20 protein-coding genes are annotated in these 15,019 nt (G+C 65.9%); 8 read left to right on the top strand and 12 right to left on the bottom strand.

All coding sequences use genetic code 11. From position 1 onward, the window contains the following. Positions 1–8: 8 nt before the first annotated feature. From K3551_RS13720 to K3551_RS13735, 4 genes are read right to left on the bottom strand one after another with little or no spacing between them, the layout of a single operon-like run. On the bottom strand, positions 9–413 hold the full coding sequence (locus K3551_RS13720; RefSeq protein ID WP_259914301.1) for a DUF3995 domain-containing protein: 405 nt from the start codon (positions 411–413) through the stop codon (positions 9–11). Then, positions 410–784, bottom strand: a complete 375-nt coding sequence (locus tag K3551_RS13725) for a carboxymuconolactone decarboxylase family protein (protein WP_259914303.1) — start codon at positions 782–784, stop codon at positions 410–412. The genes K3551_RS13720 and K3551_RS13725 overlap by 4 nt, the downstream gene beginning before the upstream one ends. Further along, positions 781–1,404 (bottom strand): urease accessory UreF family protein, encoded by a 624-nt coding sequence (locus K3551_RS13730; protein WP_259914304.1) that lies wholly within the window; start codon positions 1,402–1,404, stop codon positions 781–783. The genes K3551_RS13725 and K3551_RS13730 overlap by 4 nt, the downstream gene beginning before the upstream one ends. After that, on the bottom strand, positions 1,388–1,849 hold the full coding sequence (locus K3551_RS13735) for an urease accessory protein UreE (RefSeq protein ID WP_259914306.1): 462 nt from the start codon (positions 1,847–1,849) through the stop codon (positions 1,388–1,390). Before K3551_RS13735 ends, K3551_RS13730 begins: the two co-directional genes overlap by 17 nt. 19 nt (positions 1,850–1,868) lie before the next feature. Between K3551_RS13735 and K3551_RS13740 the strand changes: the two genes are divergently transcribed. Continuing rightward, positions 1,869–2,042 carry a hypothetical protein gene (locus K3551_RS13740; protein WP_259914307.1) on the top strand — a complete coding sequence of 58 codons (174 nt, stop codon included), beginning with the start codon at positions 1,869–1,871 and terminating at the stop codon, positions 2,040–2,042. A gap of 77 nt (positions 2,043–2,119) precedes the next feature. Here the strand turns inward: K3551_RS13740 and K3551_RS13745 are convergent, their stop codons facing one another. The 8 genes from K3551_RS13745 to K3551_RS13780 form a co-directional block, all read right to left on the bottom strand. Further along, positions 2,120–2,797, bottom strand: a complete 678-nt coding sequence (locus tag K3551_RS13745) for a DUF6946 family protein (protein ID WP_259914309.1) — start codon at positions 2,795–2,797, stop codon at positions 2,120–2,122. Then, complete coding sequence (gene ureC, locus K3551_RS13750; RefSeq protein WP_259914313.1) at positions 2,797–4,506, bottom strand: urease subunit alpha; 1,710 nt, start codon at positions 4,504–4,506, stop codon at positions 2,797–2,799. Before ureC ends, K3551_RS13745 begins: the two co-directional genes overlap by 1 nt. Before the next feature lie 105 nt (positions 4,507–4,611). Then, on the bottom strand, positions 4,612–5,055 hold the full coding sequence (locus tag K3551_RS13755) for an SRPBCC family protein (RefSeq protein WP_259914316.1): 444 nt from the start codon (positions 5,053–5,055) through the stop codon (positions 4,612–4,614). Positions 5,056–5,151: 96 nt separating this feature from the next. After that, positions 5,152–5,565, bottom strand: a complete 414-nt coding sequence (locus tag K3551_RS13760; protein ID WP_259914318.1) for a lysozyme inhibitor LprI family protein — start codon at positions 5,563–5,565, stop codon at positions 5,152–5,154. Continuing rightward, positions 5,562–5,855, bottom strand: a complete 294-nt coding sequence (locus K3551_RS13765) for an antifreeze protein (RefSeq protein WP_259914320.1) — start codon at positions 5,853–5,855, stop codon at positions 5,562–5,564. Before K3551_RS13765 ends, K3551_RS13760 begins: the two co-directional genes overlap by 4 nt. 1 nt (position 5,856) lies before the next feature. Beyond that, on the bottom strand, positions 5,857–6,162 hold the full coding sequence (locus K3551_RS13770) for an urease subunit beta (RefSeq protein ID WP_259914325.1): 306 nt from the start codon (positions 6,160–6,162) through the stop codon (positions 5,857–5,859). Then, positions 6,159–6,482 carry an urease subunit gamma gene (locus K3551_RS13775; RefSeq protein ID WP_259914326.1) on the bottom strand — a complete coding sequence of 108 codons (324 nt, stop codon included), beginning with the start codon at positions 6,480–6,482 and terminating at the stop codon, positions 6,159–6,161. The genes K3551_RS13770 and K3551_RS13775 overlap by 4 nt, the downstream gene beginning before the upstream one ends. A gap of 16 nt (positions 6,483–6,498) precedes the next feature. After that, a complete protein-coding gene (locus K3551_RS13780; protein ID WP_259914328.1) occupies positions 6,499–7,296 on the bottom strand; it encodes an urease accessory protein UreD in 798 nt (265 codons plus the stop codon). A 127-nt stretch (positions 7,297–7,423) separates the two neighbouring features. On the opposite strand from K3551_RS13780, the gene pyrC reads away from it, so the two are divergent. From pyrC to K3551_RS13815, 7 genes are all read left to right on the top strand, one after another. After that, positions 7,424–8,449: a dihydroorotase gene (pyrC, locus tag K3551_RS13785; RefSeq protein WP_259919630.1), complete on the top strand. Its 1,026-nt coding sequence runs from the start codon at positions 7,424–7,426 to the stop codon at positions 8,447–8,449. Continuing rightward, the gene (locus K3551_RS13790; protein WP_259914329.1) at positions 8,446–9,123 is read left to right on the top strand and encodes an orotate phosphoribosyltransferase; all 678 of its coding nucleotides are present in this window, start codon (positions 8,446–8,448) and stop codon (positions 9,121–9,123) included. Before pyrC ends, K3551_RS13790 begins: the two co-directional genes overlap by 4 nt. A gap of 269 nt (positions 9,124–9,392) precedes the next feature. Continuing rightward, positions 9,393–10,871 carry a replicative DNA helicase gene (locus K3551_RS13795; protein WP_259914331.1) on the top strand — a complete coding sequence of 493 codons (1,479 nt, stop codon included), beginning with the start codon at positions 9,393–9,395 and terminating at the stop codon, positions 10,869–10,871. 51 nt (positions 10,872–10,922) lie between these two features. Further along, positions 10,923–11,972, top strand: coding sequence for an alanine racemase (gene alr / locus K3551_RS13800; protein ID WP_259914333.1), 1,050 nt, complete (start codon positions 10,923–10,925; stop codon positions 11,970–11,972). Between the two features lie 167 nt (positions 11,973–12,139). Beyond that, a complete protein-coding gene (locus tag K3551_RS13805) occupies positions 12,140–12,928 on the top strand; it encodes a DNA repair protein (protein ID WP_259914335.1) in 789 nt (262 codons plus the stop codon). A 93-nt stretch (positions 12,929–13,021) separates the two neighbouring features. Beyond that, positions 13,022–14,389, top strand: coding sequence for a DNA repair protein RadA (radA, locus tag K3551_RS13810; protein ID WP_259914339.1), 1,368 nt, complete (start codon positions 13,022–13,024; stop codon positions 14,387–14,389). A gap of 28 nt (positions 14,390–14,417) precedes the next feature. Then, a complete protein-coding gene (locus K3551_RS13815; protein WP_259914341.1) occupies positions 14,418–15,017 on the top strand; it encodes a CvpA family protein in 600 nt (199 codons plus the stop codon). The last annotated feature ends 2 nt before the right edge of the window (positions 15,018–15,019 follow it).

A 15,019-nucleotide genomic window follows, 5' to 3' on the forward strand; every position in this document is an offset into this window, starting at 1 on the left:
ACCTCCGTTCAGGTGAAAGACAGCAACAGGGCCAGCACCGCCAGCCCCAGGCAAAGCGGGCCATAGGCCAGCCGATCATAGGTGCGGAACGGCTGTTCCGGGGTCAGCCGTTCCCAGGCGGGCAATCGCGCGGCAATGCCCCGCACGCCAAAGACCGCAGCCACCGACACCAGCAGCAGAAACCGCAACGGACCGTCCGGCCACCACGGCAGGCTGGCCAGGGCAGTCAACGCGACCGCAACCCCGGCGCAGGCTGCGGGCGGGGGCATCCGGTCGATACCGGCAAAGCCCGCGACGGCGCGGGCCAGCGCGCCTTCCTGCCGGATGGGCCACCAGATCCGCGCGGCCCAAAGAGCGTGCAGCCCCGCCAATTCCAATAGGATCAGCGACCACAAGATGGCGAGCCAGGTCATGCGGCCTCTTCGGCGGCGAAAACCTCCAACGCGGCGTTCAGCCCGTTGATCGCAGACGGCATCCCGCCATAAAGCGCCATCTGCCAGATCACGGCGGCGATTTCCCTTTGTGTCAGTCCGGCCCGACGTCCGCCCGCGATGTTGACCTTCAGCTGCGGGATGGTGCCCTGCGCGGTCAGGGCCGCGATGGTGGCGATATAGCGTTCGCGCAGCGGCAACGCCTCATCGGCGTAGTGGCGCCCATAGGCCCAATCGACGACGCCTTCGGCCAGGCCGGGCACCAGATCGCCATAGCGCGCCTGCAAGGCGGCTTCCATTCCGGGGTTCATCTGTTCGGACAGCGCGCGGCCCGCTTCCGTGGTATCTGTCATGTTCTGAATATCCTTGGTTGCAGGGTCTCATGCGCCATCGCGTCCATCTCCGCCAGCAGGGCCGCGCTGCCAGGGGGGGCGGTTGGCGTGGCTATGGCGACCTCTGTGATGACCGGGTGCAGCGCGCGCAGCGCGGCCTGTGCCTCGGTCTGGCCAAGGGGCAGAAACCGGGTGGCTGCGGAAATCAGCTGGCCCGCCAGCGATTGCAGGTAAAGCGTCAGGACCGTCGCCGCGTCCATCCCCCGCGCCCGCAGCCCCAGCGCAACCGGGAATGGCAGATCCGACAAGGGTGGCTCCCCCATGCCCGAGGTCACCTCGCAGAACGCAGCCCCCATGGCGCGCGTTTCTTCCCACCTTTCGGCGCAGCCCGCGCGCGCGCGGATCAGGTCGCACAGCGTGGCGGGGTCCGCCCCCGCCATCGCCTGCCGGATTACCCAGGCGTCCAGGGCACCCGACCCGGATCGCAGGACCGTCTCGGCCCAGGCGGCAGCGCCGGCTGCGTCGATCACACGGCCCTCGGCCATCGCCGCCTCCAACCCATGCGAATAGGCGTAGCCGGACAGCGGGAACGCAGGCGACAGCCATTGCGTCAGGCGCAGCAGATCAGTGGTCATGGCCATGGTCGTGTCCCATGGTGCGCCCGTGGCCGTATGCCCCGCCTTCGGGGTGAAAGGGTCGCGTCGCTTCGGTGATCTCGGCCCCCAACCCCGCCAACATGCCGCGCAAGACGTGATCGCTACGGATGATGAGGTGATCCTCGGCCATCTGACAGGGCGTGTGGCGATTGCCGATGTGCCAGGCCAGACGCGGCAGGTCGCCCCGGATCACCAGAACCGGTTCGGGTGCCGCCTCCAGTGCGATTTCGGAGCCATCCGGCAAGATCAGGCCCGCATGGTGGCTAAGGTCAGTCAGGTCCGGCAGGTCCAGCAGCACGGCGCGCCCGCCCTCGGTAACCAGCCGTTTGCGCCGCACCAGCCGCGCGTCATAGTCCAGACGGATCACGTCCACCGGCCCGTGCAGATGATCCACCAATCTCGGCCCGGAATTAACGGTTTCTTCAGACATTCTGTCCAACCCTCGTGTCATGAATGATCAGCTCCGTCCCCAGACCCCGCATGCCACGCTGTGCCTCCTGTCCGAGGTCCAGCGCAAGATCGACTGCCTGACGCAGGAGGCGGTGGCGCTGCGCGCGCACCTCTTGTCGTTGCCCGAGGGTCCAAAGACCGGGTCCACACCCGATGTACGGGGCCCAATCTAGCCGCACGGTTGCCGCCGTCGGCCGGGATCGCCCGGACCGGCATCCTGGGGCATCAGAGGGCACCGCACGTGCAGCCATCAGGCCCCCTCTCGCAGGTCGTGCCCGGACAGCGGCGATGTCACCCAGGCAAAGGTGACGTCGACCCCCGAAAACCTGGCCATGACCGGCGCACCGTCGCGCGCATCAAGCCCAAGCAAGGCAAGAAACGCGCCATAGTCGTCGAACCAACGACGCTCGGGCGAAAAGGATTGCACCACCATCATGGCGCGCGTCGTATGATAGCGGCGCGCAGCCAAAATGGCCGAGGCCGTTCGGTGCAGCAGTTGATACCGGATCGTATCGGGCACGCGATCCAGGCCAAGAAGGTCGCGCAAAGCATCCAGGCGCGCCACCTTGCCTGAAAGATTGCGGCCATCCGCCCGCCATTCGCCCAAAGTGGGGCCAAAGGGTTCATCCCGCTTTGCCTCGACGACGCAGGCAATCAGCCCCTGCGCATCCGAGAGCAACGCAAAGACGTCGGACTTGCTGTCCGTCCCCCCGCCCGGCAGGGCCACGGGGTATTCCACGATCGCCTGAATCATCCGCGTGTCAGGTTGCACCACCGCCGCAATCGCAGGCGGCAACCCTCCGCCCGCTTCTTCCCAGCAAAGCGCCGTCTCCATCGCGCTGCGTCCGGGTTTCCAGTGCAGCGTGGGCTGAGCAAGATGCTTGCGCCAGTCTTTCGGCCCGGCGGTCGCCTCGAGGATCAGAGACATCAGAACATGAAATACCGCTGCGCCATAGGCAGCTCAGACGCCGGTTCACAGGTCAGAAGTTCGCCATTCGCGCGCACTTCGTAGGTTTCGGGGTCGACCTCCACGTCGGGGGTCAGATCGTTGAGAACCATGTCTTTCTTGCCGATGCCCCGCGTACCCTTGACCGCGACCAGATCCTTGGCGAGGCCCAGCGTCGCGCCGATACCGTCGTCGATCGCGGCCTGCGACGTAAAGACCACCGCGCCGCGTTCGACCGACCGGCCATAGGCCCCCCACATGGGCCGGGAATAGACCGGCTGCGGGGTCGGGATCGACGCATTCGGATCGCCCATCTGGGCGCAGGCAATGGACCCGCCGATCAGAACCATCTCGGGCTTGACCCCGAAGAAAGCCGGGTTCCACATCACCAGATCGGCGCGCTTGCCAACCTCGATGGACCCGATTTCATGGCCGATGCCGTGGGCGATGGCCGGGTTGATCGTATATTTCGCGATGTAGCGGCGCACCCGCAGGTTGTCGTTATCCCCCGTCTCGCCGGCCAGACGCCCGCGCTGTTTGCGCATCTTGTCGGCGGTCTGCCAGGTGCGAATGATCACCTCACCCACCCGGCCCATCGCCTGACTGTCGGAGGCGATGATCGAGAACGCGCCCATGTCGTGCAGGATGTCTTCGGCGGCGATGGTTTCCTTGCGAATACGGCTCTCGGCAAAGGCCACGTCCTCGGGGATCGCCTTGTCGAGATGGTGACACACCATCAGCATGTCCAGATGCTCCTCCAGCGTGTTCACGGTGTAGGGGCGCGTGGGGTTGGTGGACGACGGGATCACATGGTCCAGACCGCAGACCTTGATGATGTCGGGCGCATGGCCACCGCCTGCCCCTTCGGTGTGAAAGGCGTGGATGGTGCGGCCCTTGATGGCGGCCACGGTGTTTTCGACAAAACCGCTTTCGTTCAAGGTGTCGGTGTGGATCATCACCTGCACGTCCATGTCATCGGCAACCGACAGGCAGGTGTCGATGGCCGAGGGCGTGGTGCCCCAATCCTCGTGCAGTTTCATCGCGCAAGCCCCGGCGCGGACCATTTCCTCCAATGGGGCGCGTTGCGAGGCGTTGCCCTTGGACGACAGCGCCAGGTTGACGGGAAAGGCGTCAAAGCTCTGCATCATGCGCCCGATGTGCCAGGGACCCGGCGTGCAGGTCGTGGCCAGGGTGCCGTGCGCGGGACCGGTGCCGCCACCCAGCATCGTGGTCATGCCGGAATGCATGGCATCCTCGATCTGCTGCGGGCAGATAAAGTGGATATGCGCGTCAAAGCCGCCCGCGGTCAGGATGCGCCCCTCGCCCGCGATGGCCTCGGTTCCGGGGCCGATGACGATGTCGACGCCGGGCTGCGTGTCCGGGTTGCCGGCCTTGCCGATGGCCGCGATGCGCCCGCCCTTCAGGCCGACGTCGGCCTTGTAGATGCCGGTGTGGTCCACGATCAGCGCGTTGGTGATGACCGTGTCCATCGCACCGTTGGCATTGGTGCGCTGCGACTGGCCCATGCCGTCACGGATCACCTTGCCGCCGCCGAACTTGACCTCTTCGCCATAGGTGGTGTGGTCGCGTTCGACCTCGATGATCAGGTCGGTATCAGCCAGCCGGACGCGGTCGCCGGTGGTGGGGCCATACATGTCGGCATAGCTGCGGCGGGAAATCGTGGCGGGCATGGGCGGCTCCGGGGTCTATCTTGTCCGGCCATAGTCAGACCCGCTGCCGCAAGGGATGTCAAAGGCCCCGGCGGCGATTGCCCAAAGGATAGGCAGTCTGCAAACCTAGGCGGAACGGGCCACCAGCAAACGTGTCCGACCCTTGTGCCGGTGGGAATACAACGTCGTGGCCCAGAACCGGAACGCGGGCGTCATCAGGCCTGCGTCGATGTCGATCGTTTCTGTGACGCGGGCCCCACGCTCCCCTTGGGGAATGACCCGCAAGGCGTGATCCCACTGCCGCACGCCCGCGCCGAATTCGTGGCTGCGCAGGAACATCTCGTGTTCGTCGCAGGTCAAGACCTCCATCCGGTAGGTCTGACGCGGGAGCCAGCCAAACAGACGAACGCCGACCTCGATGGCCTGCCCCGCGCGCACCCGGCCATCGGGCAGGCCGTCGAAGGTGATCAGGGGCCGACAGACCTCGGCCAAAGCCGCAAAATCGGTGCAGACCGTCCAGACGGCGCGGGCCGGGGCGTCGTAGTCATGGGTCAGCGTAATCTTGGTCATTGTATTCAGCGGCCGTGTCCGGGCGCGCCGGGTGTGGGCCACGCTTCTCCGACAGGCACCCTTCCTTGCGGGGGGCGGCCTGTCAACGCGATGCGCCTATTCGATGTCCCCGAAAATCGTCAACTCGTCTGTGCGCACGAGTGTCATGCGCAACAGGCACAGCGTTCCGGCCATCGGCGCTCCGGTGCCGCCGCGCCAGGTCAGCGCCTCTGCGTCGCAGGCGGCATCGCGATACGGGATCCAGGCGCGCTGCGCCTCGCGGAGCGTCTCCTCCAGGGTGACGGGCACATCTCGCCCCTCGGCGGCCATCGTCTCGTCGAAGGCCTTGGCGTTGGTGATGGCGATCCGGTAGGCCGCGTTCAGCTCTGCGTCGGCCTCCTCGTAGGCGAGACCGGCGCAAAACCGCATCTCGACCCCTGACAGATCGGGGGCCTGACAGTCGACCTGCTGGGCCGAAGCAACGCCGGACACCCCGGTCATCCCGATCAACGCGATCGCCAGCCGGTTCATCCGCGCGCCCTGCGCCGGGTCAGGCGCTGTGCGTTGCTGTGCGTGGTCCGGCCAATTGGGGCCAGTGCCAGGCCATAAGCCTGGGCAGGCGTCTTGCCCGACCAGAGCGCCAGCGTCGCGGCCATCCCGGCCTTTGCAAAGGCGGTCTGCTTTTCCGTCACCATGCGGGCATTTTCGCCCTTGGCGGCGGGGGTGACGCCCATCCATCCCAACATGCGCATCCCGATCACGGTCTGCGCCTCGGTCAACATATGGGCGGTACGCATCTGCAACTTGAGCAGTTCCAGCATCTTACAGGTCTCCGTTCACCTGCGCGTTGAATCCGAAAACGCGACGGTCGCCCGACAGGGGCACCAGTCTAACGCGTCGGGTCTGTCCCGGTTCAAATCTGACGGCGGTTCCCGCGGCGATGTCCAACCGTTGCCCCCGTGCCGCGGCGCGGTCGAAGTCCAGCGCCGGGTTGGTTTCCGCGAAATGGTAATGGCTGCCGACCTGAACGGGGCGGTCGCCGGTATTCGACACCTCCAGCGTGGTCGCCTCGGCGCCCTCGTTCAGGGCGATGTCACCGGGGGCGGTCAGGATCTCTCCGGGGATCATGCGTCGGCCCCTTCCTTGGTGCGAATGGGGTGGTGGACGGTGACCAGTTTGGTGCCATCGGGAAACGTCGCCTCGACCTGCACGTCGTGGATCATCGAGGCGATACCGTCCATGCACTGATCGGCGGTGATCACATGCGCCCCCGCCTGCATCAGATCCGAGACGGAGCGTCCGTCGCGCGCGCCTTCGACCACGTAATCGGTGATCAGGGCGATGGCCTCGGGGTGATTCAGTTTTACGCCACGCGCCAGGCGATTGCGGGCCACCATGGCGGCCAGGCTGACCAGCAGCTTGTCCTTTTCGCGGGGGGTCAGGTTCATGTCAGGGCCTTTCGGATCAGAGGTCGCTTTGCCAGACGCGCGGGACCGCACGGCCCCGAAGCGGAAGGATGGCGCGGATAAGGGCACGGCGCAATGGGGCCGCTGCGGGCGCGACAAGCCGGGCCACCAGCCGCCCGTCCCAGGCAGAGGCATGGCCGTCCGTGCCCAAGGCGTCGCGCAGCGGTCCGAGCGCGTCTTCGGCCCCCTGCCCCAGGAACACCAGCGTCGCCATGGCGCAATTGCCGCCCAACGCCGCCGGATCGGCCAGCGCGGCGGCATCCAGGGCCAGGTGTTCCTGATGCACCAAACGGCCGTCGCGGCGGATGGTGCGGATGTCGTCCAGGATGGCGCGGGTCACGACCTCGCCGTGGGCGGCGCGGCCCAGGACGACGGAATCCACCGCCAACACCGTCGCATCCCCCGACAAGGTCACCGTGGTGTCCCGCCGGATCGCCGCCCCGTCGAAGACAATCAATTCCTGAGGCAGCCAATCGAGACGGGCCCCCTTGCCCACCGTGATCTCGGTCGCGACCACGCCGTGTTCGGCATCTCGGGCGCGGTAGGCGCGTTCTGCGGTCTGGGTGGCACCGGTCACACGCGCGCCTGCGCCAACCTGCAGGGAATAATCCAGCCTGTCGCCGCCGGTCACGCCGCCGGCGGTGTTCAGAAACACCACCTCCGGATCGGGGTCGTCGGTGCGCGGCAGCATCGCCTTGGCCGACCCCTGCTGACGCAGATCGGCCAGCCCGGCACGGGTGACGCGCACATGGGCCGCGCCTTTGACTCGCTGCATCCGGATCGGTTGGTCTAACATGGCGGCAATCTGCCCGCCCCCCAGGCAGAGGTCCAGCAATCCGGCGCGCCCTGCCCATAATTCGGGCACCTTGCGCATGCCCTCGCCCCCTAGCCAAGCGGGGCTGTGCGGGCTAAGCCCCGCGTCCATGGACACGCTCTCGATCCGCCGCCCCGACGACTGGCACCTGCACCTGCGCGATGGCGACATGCTGCGCCTGGTTGCGCCGCAATCCCGTCATTTCGCCCGCGCCATCATCATGCCGAACCTGGTGCCGCCCGTCGTCACCGGGGCCGAGGCCGCAGCCTACCGCGACCGGGTCACCGCCGCCGGGTTCGCCGGGCCGCTCATGACGCTGTACCTGACCGAGGACACGGACCCGGCGGATGTTGTGCAGGCCCATGCGGACGGGATCATCACGGCGGTGAAACTGTATCCTGCGGGGGCGACCACCAACTCCGCCTCGGGGGTGCGCGATTTCGAGGCGGTGCGCCCGGTGCTGGCCGCGATGGAGAAAGCGGGCGTGCCGCTGTGCATCCACGGCGAGGTCACGGACCGCGACATCGACATTTTCGACCGCGAGGCGACCTTTGTGGACCGCACGCTGGCCCCGTTGCGCGCGGCGCATCCCGCGCTGAAGATCACGTCGGAACATGTCACCACCCGCGAGGCGGTGCAGTTCGTGCAGGACCACGACAACATCGGGGCCACGATCACGGTTCAGCATCTGATGGCCAACCGCAACGACATGCTGGCGGGTGGCATGCGGCCGCATTTCTACTGTCTGCCGATCCTGAAACGCGCCACCCACCAGGAGGCGCTGCGCGCCGCCGCCACCTCGGGCGATCCGAAGTTCTTTCTGGGCACCGACAGCGCGCCGCATCCGACCCATGCGAAAGAGGCGACCTGTTGCGCCGCCGGTTGTTTCACCGCGCCGCATGCCCTGTCCTGCCTGGCCCACGTGTTCGAGGAAGAAGACGCGCTGGACCGGCTGGAGGGATTCACCTCGCTGCATGGTCCCGCGCACTACGGGTTGGACGCGAACGTCGACCGGATCACCCTGACCAAGGGCGCAGCCCTGGATCTGCCCGACAGGATCGAGGCGCACGGCCAGTCCGTGACGCTGTTCGATCCGGGGCACCCGCTTTACTGGCATGTCGAGGACAACGCATGATCCCCACCTCTTTCCCCCCCGCCCAGGACATCGCCCGCCTGACCGCCCGTGCCCTGCTGGAAGTGGGCGCGGTGCATTTCAATGCGCGCGAGCCGTTCACGCTGGCCTCCGGGCTGCCGTCGCCCACCTATATCGACTGCCGCAAGCTCATCTCCTATCCACGGCTGCGCGCGACGCTGATGGATTTCCTGGCCGTCACGGTGATGCGTGATGCCGGGTTCGAGGCGTTCGACAACGTCGCGGGCGGCGAGACGGCGGGCATTCCCTTTGCCGCCTTCATGGCCGAACGGCTGGCCCTGCCGATGACCTACGTGCGCAAAAAGCCCAAGGGCTATGGCCGCAATGCCCGGATCGAAGGCCTGATGACCGAAGGACAGAGGGTCCTGCTGGTCGAGGACATGACCACGGACGGCGGATCGAAGCTGTCTTTCGTTGACGCCATCCGCGAGACCGGCGCCACCTGCGGGCATACGGCGGTGATCTTCAGCTACGGCATCTTTCCGGAGATCACCAAGACCCTTGGCGACCACGGGGTGCAGTTGCACGCGCTGGCAACCTGGTGGGACGTGCTGGCCGAAGCAAAGGCGCAGGGCAGCTTCGACGAAGAGACGTTGTCGGGTGTCGAGGCGTTCCTGAACGATCCCCGCGCCTGGCAAGAGGCACACAAGGCCTGATCCCGGCGCGCCTGCGTCGGGTCGCGGCGGGGGCCCTGCCCCCCCGTGGCTGACGGTGCCACCCAGAGGTATTTCTGGCCAGAGCAACACAGGGTCGGCGTCGGAAGGCAGGTCGGGCGCGGAGTTATGCCCAGATCATTTGGCTTATGCACATCTCCTTCACAGGGTGGCGGATTGCCGGGTTTCGGCGCATGGGCTAGTCTGCGCCGTAAGCACAACAGCAAGGCCGGTCCAACGGCCGTGACATCGCGCAGTCGGGGGACAGGCAGATGAATGAGATCATGCGTTTGGATCAGGGCGTTCCGGCAGCCTCGGACGGCACTTTGCCGCACAACATCGAGGCCGAGCAGCAGCTGCTTGGCGCGCTGTTGATCGACAACGATCTGTATGATCGGGCGGCCTCCGTCATCAAGGCGGAGCATTTCTACGACCCGGTGCACGCGCGGATCTACGAGATCTGCGCCGCGCGCATCCAGAAAAACGCGCTGGCCTCGCCGGTCACGCTGAAGCCGTTTCTGGAGGAGGACGAGGGCCTCAAGGCGCTTGGCGGGCCGTCCTATCTGGTGTCCCTGGCGGCCTCGGCCATCGCGGCCTATGCGGTGCGCGACTATGCCCAGATGATCTATGACCTGGCGATCCGGCGCGAGCTGATCAGCCTGGGGCGCGACATCGCCGCCCAGGCCACCGATGTGACCGTCGACAAGGAACCGAACGAACAGATCGTCGACGCCGAATCCCGGCTCTACGCCCTGGCCGAACAGGGCCGCAGCGAGAGCGGGTTTCAATCGTTCCTGTCGGCCATCAAGCAGGCCGTCGATGTGGCCAACGCGGCCTATCAACGCGACGGCGGCTTGGCGGGGATCTCGACCGGGCTGACCGACATGGACAAGAAGCTGGGCGGCCTGCACCGGTCCGATCTCTTGATCCTGGCCGGACGCCCCTCGATGGGGAAAACGTCGCTGGCCACGAACATCGCGTTCAACGTGGCCAAGGCCTATAAGCGCGGCACAACCTTTGACGGGCGCGACGGTGCGGTCGAGGGCGGCGTCGTGGGTTTCTACTCGCTGGAGATGTCGGCCGAACAGCTGGCCGCGCGGGTCCTGTCGGAGGCCGCCGAGGTGCCGTCAGAGCAGATCCGCAAAGGCGACATGACCGAGGCCGAGTTCCGCCGATTTGTCGAGGCGGCCAAGGCGCTGGAAAGCTGCCCTTTGTATATCGACGACACGCCCGCCTTGCCCATCGCGCAGTTGTCCGCGCGGGCCCGGCGTCAGAAACGGACGCACGGGCTGGACCTGCTGATCGTGGATTACCTGCAACTGGTGAAGGCACCAGGGGCTGGGGACAACCGCGTCAACGAGGTTTCGGCGATCACCCAGGGCCTGAAGGCCATCGCCAAGGAACTGGACATCCCGGTCATCGCCTTGTCCCAGCTGTCGCGTCAGGTCGAAAGCCGGGAAGACAAGCGCCCGCAGTTGTCTGACTTGCGGGAATCCGGCTCGATCGAGCAGGACGCGGATGTCGTGATGTTCGTCTACCGCGAGGAATACTACAAGGAACGCGAAAAGCCTGGTGACCATCAGCTCGACAAGATGGCCGAATGGCAGGCCGCGATGGAAGCGGTGCACGGCAAGGCCGAGGTCGTCATCGGCAAACAGCGCCACGGTCCCATCGGCACCGTCGAGTTGTCGTTCGAGGGCCGCTTCACCCGCTTCGGGAACCTCGTGAAACCCTGGCAGGAGCGCGGCTGACGGCCCGGCCCCGACTTGACGTCGGGGCTTGAGGCGGCGAAGACGCGTGTCATGCCAACGGGAACCCTGCATATCGACCTGGAAGCCATCGCCGCCAACTGGCGCGCGCTGGACCGGATGTCCGCCCAGTCCTGCGAAACGGCGGCGGTCGTCAAGGCCGATGCCTATGGGCTGGGCCTGACGCAGGTGGCGCCACGACTGGCGCAGGAAGGCGCCCGCGCGTTTTTCGTGGCCACCACCGACGAGGGGCTGGAGCTGCGCCGCACGCTGGGCCCGGAGCCACGGATCTATATCCTGTACGGGCACATGTCCGGCGACACGCAGATGATAAAGCGCGCCGATCTGGTGCCGATGATCTGTTCGATCGAGCAGTTGACCCGGCACCTCGAAACCCTGCCGCGTCATCCTTTCGGCTTGCAGCTGGACACGGGCATGAACCGTCTGGGCCTGCGCGAGGCGGAATGGCAGGTCGTGGCCGACCTGGCGCTGGCCGCGGAACCAGTTCTGATCGCGTCGCACCTGCATTCCGCCGATGAACCAGACAGCCCCCACAACACCGCGCAGCTAAGCGCCTTTCGCCGCATGACCGAAGGCGTCGAAGCGCCGCGCAGCCTGTCGGCCACCGGTGGCATCCTGCTGGGACCGGGGTTTCATTTCGACATGACCCGTCCGGGCGTGGGTCTCTACGGCGGCCTGCCATACGCCAAGGCAGAACCGGTGGTCGCGCTGGATCTGCCGGTCATCACCTGTTTCGACATCGAGGCGGGCGAGTCGGTCGGCTATGGGGCCAGCTGGACCGCGCGCGCGCCGTCACGGATCGCCACCGTGGCGGGGGGCTATGCCGACGGGATGCACCGCGCGCTGCAACCCGGCATGGAATTGATGGCCGGTCCGGTGCCCTGTCCGGCCGTGGGCCGGGTGTCGATGGATCTGTTAACCATTGATATCTCTCACCTTGATCACGACCCGGACGTTCTGACGCTGCTTGATCCGCATCATACCGTGGATGCGTTGGCTCAGGTGGGCGGGACGATCGGCTATGAGGTTTTGACCTCGCTCGGGGCGCGATATGCGCGGCGGTATCGCGGGGCCGCGACCTAAGGCTCGCCCCTATTCTGCCTTGGATCTCAGTTATTAACTTTTTTGAACCCACGATGTTGTGTGGAACTTTTTTGCTTTTCCAGTGCTTGTATAGGCGAAAACCTGCTACTCATACTTTTGAGCAGCCAAGAAACCCGAATGCGACTTACCTTAACAGGGGTCTGGCTATGACTAATTCTACGCGTCAACTTACCGTTCTGACGTCCGTTGTGCAGCAGCTTTGCACGTTTCTTCTTGTTGTGATCGCGCTGGCCCTCACCGCGACGACTGCGGCGGCCTTGTTCGGCATATTGCCCTGGCTGGATCTGCCCGTCGCCGTCGGCGGTGCCGATGTCGTGAACGCGGGCATGTTCGCGCAATTGGGCCTGACGGCTCTGTTGCTGATCCTTGTGGGCTTTCTGCCTGCGAACAGTCGCGTCCGGCGGCTGGAGGTCACGAACCGCGATTTCCACATCTCCATGTCCGATGTGGCCGAAGCCTATGCCTACGTACACCAGGCCGACCGCGAAGGGACGTTTCAGCTGAGCCGAGAGTTTGACGCCATGCGCGACCGGATCGAGTGGATGCGCCAGCACCCTGACCTGCGCGAGATGGAACACGACGTGCTGCAGGTCGCCGCCCAGATGTCGGTCGAAAGCCACGAACTGGCCGAAGTGTATACCACCGAAAAGGTTGACCGCGCCCGATCCTTCCTGCGGCAGCGCCAGCAAGAGGTGGACGAATACCGTCAGCGCATTTCCATGGCGCAAGCCACCGTGGGCGAGATCAAGCGCTGGATGCAGGCGGTTTCCGTTGACGAAGGTCTGGCAGAAAAACAGTTGGAGCGGCTGCAGGATGACCTGGCCGAGATCACCGACGCACTGAAGCTGACTGGCCACGATCGCCCCCAGAACGTCGTGGGATTGTCGCGCAAGCGCAGTGGCGGTGCGGAACCGATGGCGACCCCCGCCGAATAATCCTCCGCTGACCTGTATCGGCCCGGTCCCCGCGACCGGGCCTTTTTCATGCCCGCCCTTGCCTTTCCCACGACAAGGGACCAAAACAAGAACATGGCCAAACCCGTCACTCAATTCGCCTGCACATCCTGCGGAGCCGTCCACAAGAAATGGACCGGTCGCTGCGATGGGTGCGGGGCCTGGAACACGATCCAGGAAGAGGTGCCCTTGTCACAGGGGCCATCCAAGAAATCGCTCGGCACGGCCAAGGGGCGACGCATGGCCCTGACCGATCTTCAGACCGAGGAATCGCCGCCCCCCCGCACCCTGTCCCACATGGGAGAGCTGGACCGCGTGCTGGGCGGCGGCCTCGTGCCGGCCTCGGCGACCTTGGTGGGTGGGGATCCGGGTATCGGCAAATCCACTCTCTTGCTGCAGGCTGCCGCGGCCTTCGCACGCGCGGGCGAATCGGTGGTCTATGTCTCTGGCGAAGAGGCGACGGCCCAGGTGCGCATGCGCGCGCAGCGGCTGGGCCTGGGCGACGCCCCGGTGAAACTCGCCTCCGAGACGAACCTGCGCGACGTGCTGACCACGCTGGAGGCGGAGAAACCCGCCCTGGCCATCATCGATTCGATTCAGACCATGTGGGTCGATACGGTCGACAGCGCCCCCGGTTCCGTCAGTCAGGTCCGCGCCTCGGCGCAGGAACTGACGAGTTTCGCCAAGCGCCACGGCACGGCTGTCATTCTGGTGGGCCACGTCACCAAGGAAGGCCAGATCGCCGGCCCCCGCGTGGTCGAGCACATGGTCGATACCGTCCTTTATTTCGAGGGTGAGCGGGGACATCAGTTCCGCATTCTGCGCGCGGTCAAGAACCGCTTCGGCCCCGCGGATGAAATCGGCGTCTTCGAGATGACGGGCGCGGGCCTGGCCGAGGTGGCGAACCCTTCGGCCCTGTTCCTGGGGGACCGCGACGCCCCTGCCCCCGGCTCCGTCGTCTTTGCGGGGATCGAGGGGACACGCCCTGTTCTGGTGGAAATCCAGGCGCTTGTGGCGCCATCGCAGCTAAGCCAACCGCGTCGCGCGGTGGTCGGCTGGGACGGTTCGCGCCTGTCGATGATCCTTGCCGTTCTCGAGGCGCGGACGGGAATCTCCTTTCAGGGGCTCGACGTCTATCTGAACGTCGCGGGCGGGATTCGCATCAGCGAACCGGCCGCCGACCTGGCCGTGGCCTGCGCCCTTTTGTCTGCGCGCGAAGATGCGGCGATCCCCCCGGAAACCGTCGTCTTCGGCGAGCTGTCGCTGTCCGGGGCGCTGCGTCCGGTGTCTCAGGCCGAAAACCGGTTGAAAGAAGCGGCCAAACTTGGTTTTACCGCCGCAATGGCCCCGAAGGGCTGCAAGACGGGTGATGCGGGGGAGTTGTCTCTGCGACTGCTACCGGATCTGACCACGCTTGTGGGCGAGGTCTTCGGCGCAGCCTGATCCCGGCGACCGTGACGGAAGGACGGGCATGGAAGGTTTCACCATCGTCGACGGCGCGGTCGCGCTTATCATCGTGGTTTCTGCGATTCTGGCGTATTCGCGTGGTCTGGTGCGCGAAGGCATGGCCATCCTGGGCTGGATCGCCGCTGCTGTTCTGGCCTTTACCTTTGCGGGCGCTGCCGAACCGTTGGTGCGTGAAATTCCCTACGTAGGCGATATTCTGGGCGACAGCTGCGAATTGGCCGTGATCGCGGCCTTTGCGCTGGTCTTTGCGTTGGCACTGGTCCTGACCTCGTTCTTTACGCCGTTGCTGTCGTCGGCCATCCGCCATTCGGCGCTTGGCCCGATCGACCAGGGGCTGGGGTTCGTGTTCGGCGTCGTGCGGGGTGTGCTGCTGGTTGCGGTGGGCTTCGTCGTCTATGATCGGGTGGTCGTCAACGAAGGCATCCCGCAGATCGAAGACAGCCGGTCGGCCATCATCTTTGAGCGGGTCCAGACCGGCATCGAGGACAACATCCCCGAGGATGCGCCCGGCTGGATCGTCACCCGCTACGAAGCCCTGGTCGGCGAATGCGGCGCGCCGGTTTCGGCAGACACAGATGTAACCGCCACACCGTCGAACAACTAAGG

It is taken from the genome of Jannaschia sp. M317 (genome assembly GCF_025141175.1).
GTDB lineage: Bacteria > Pseudomonadota > Alphaproteobacteria > Rhodobacterales > Rhodobacteraceae > Jannaschia.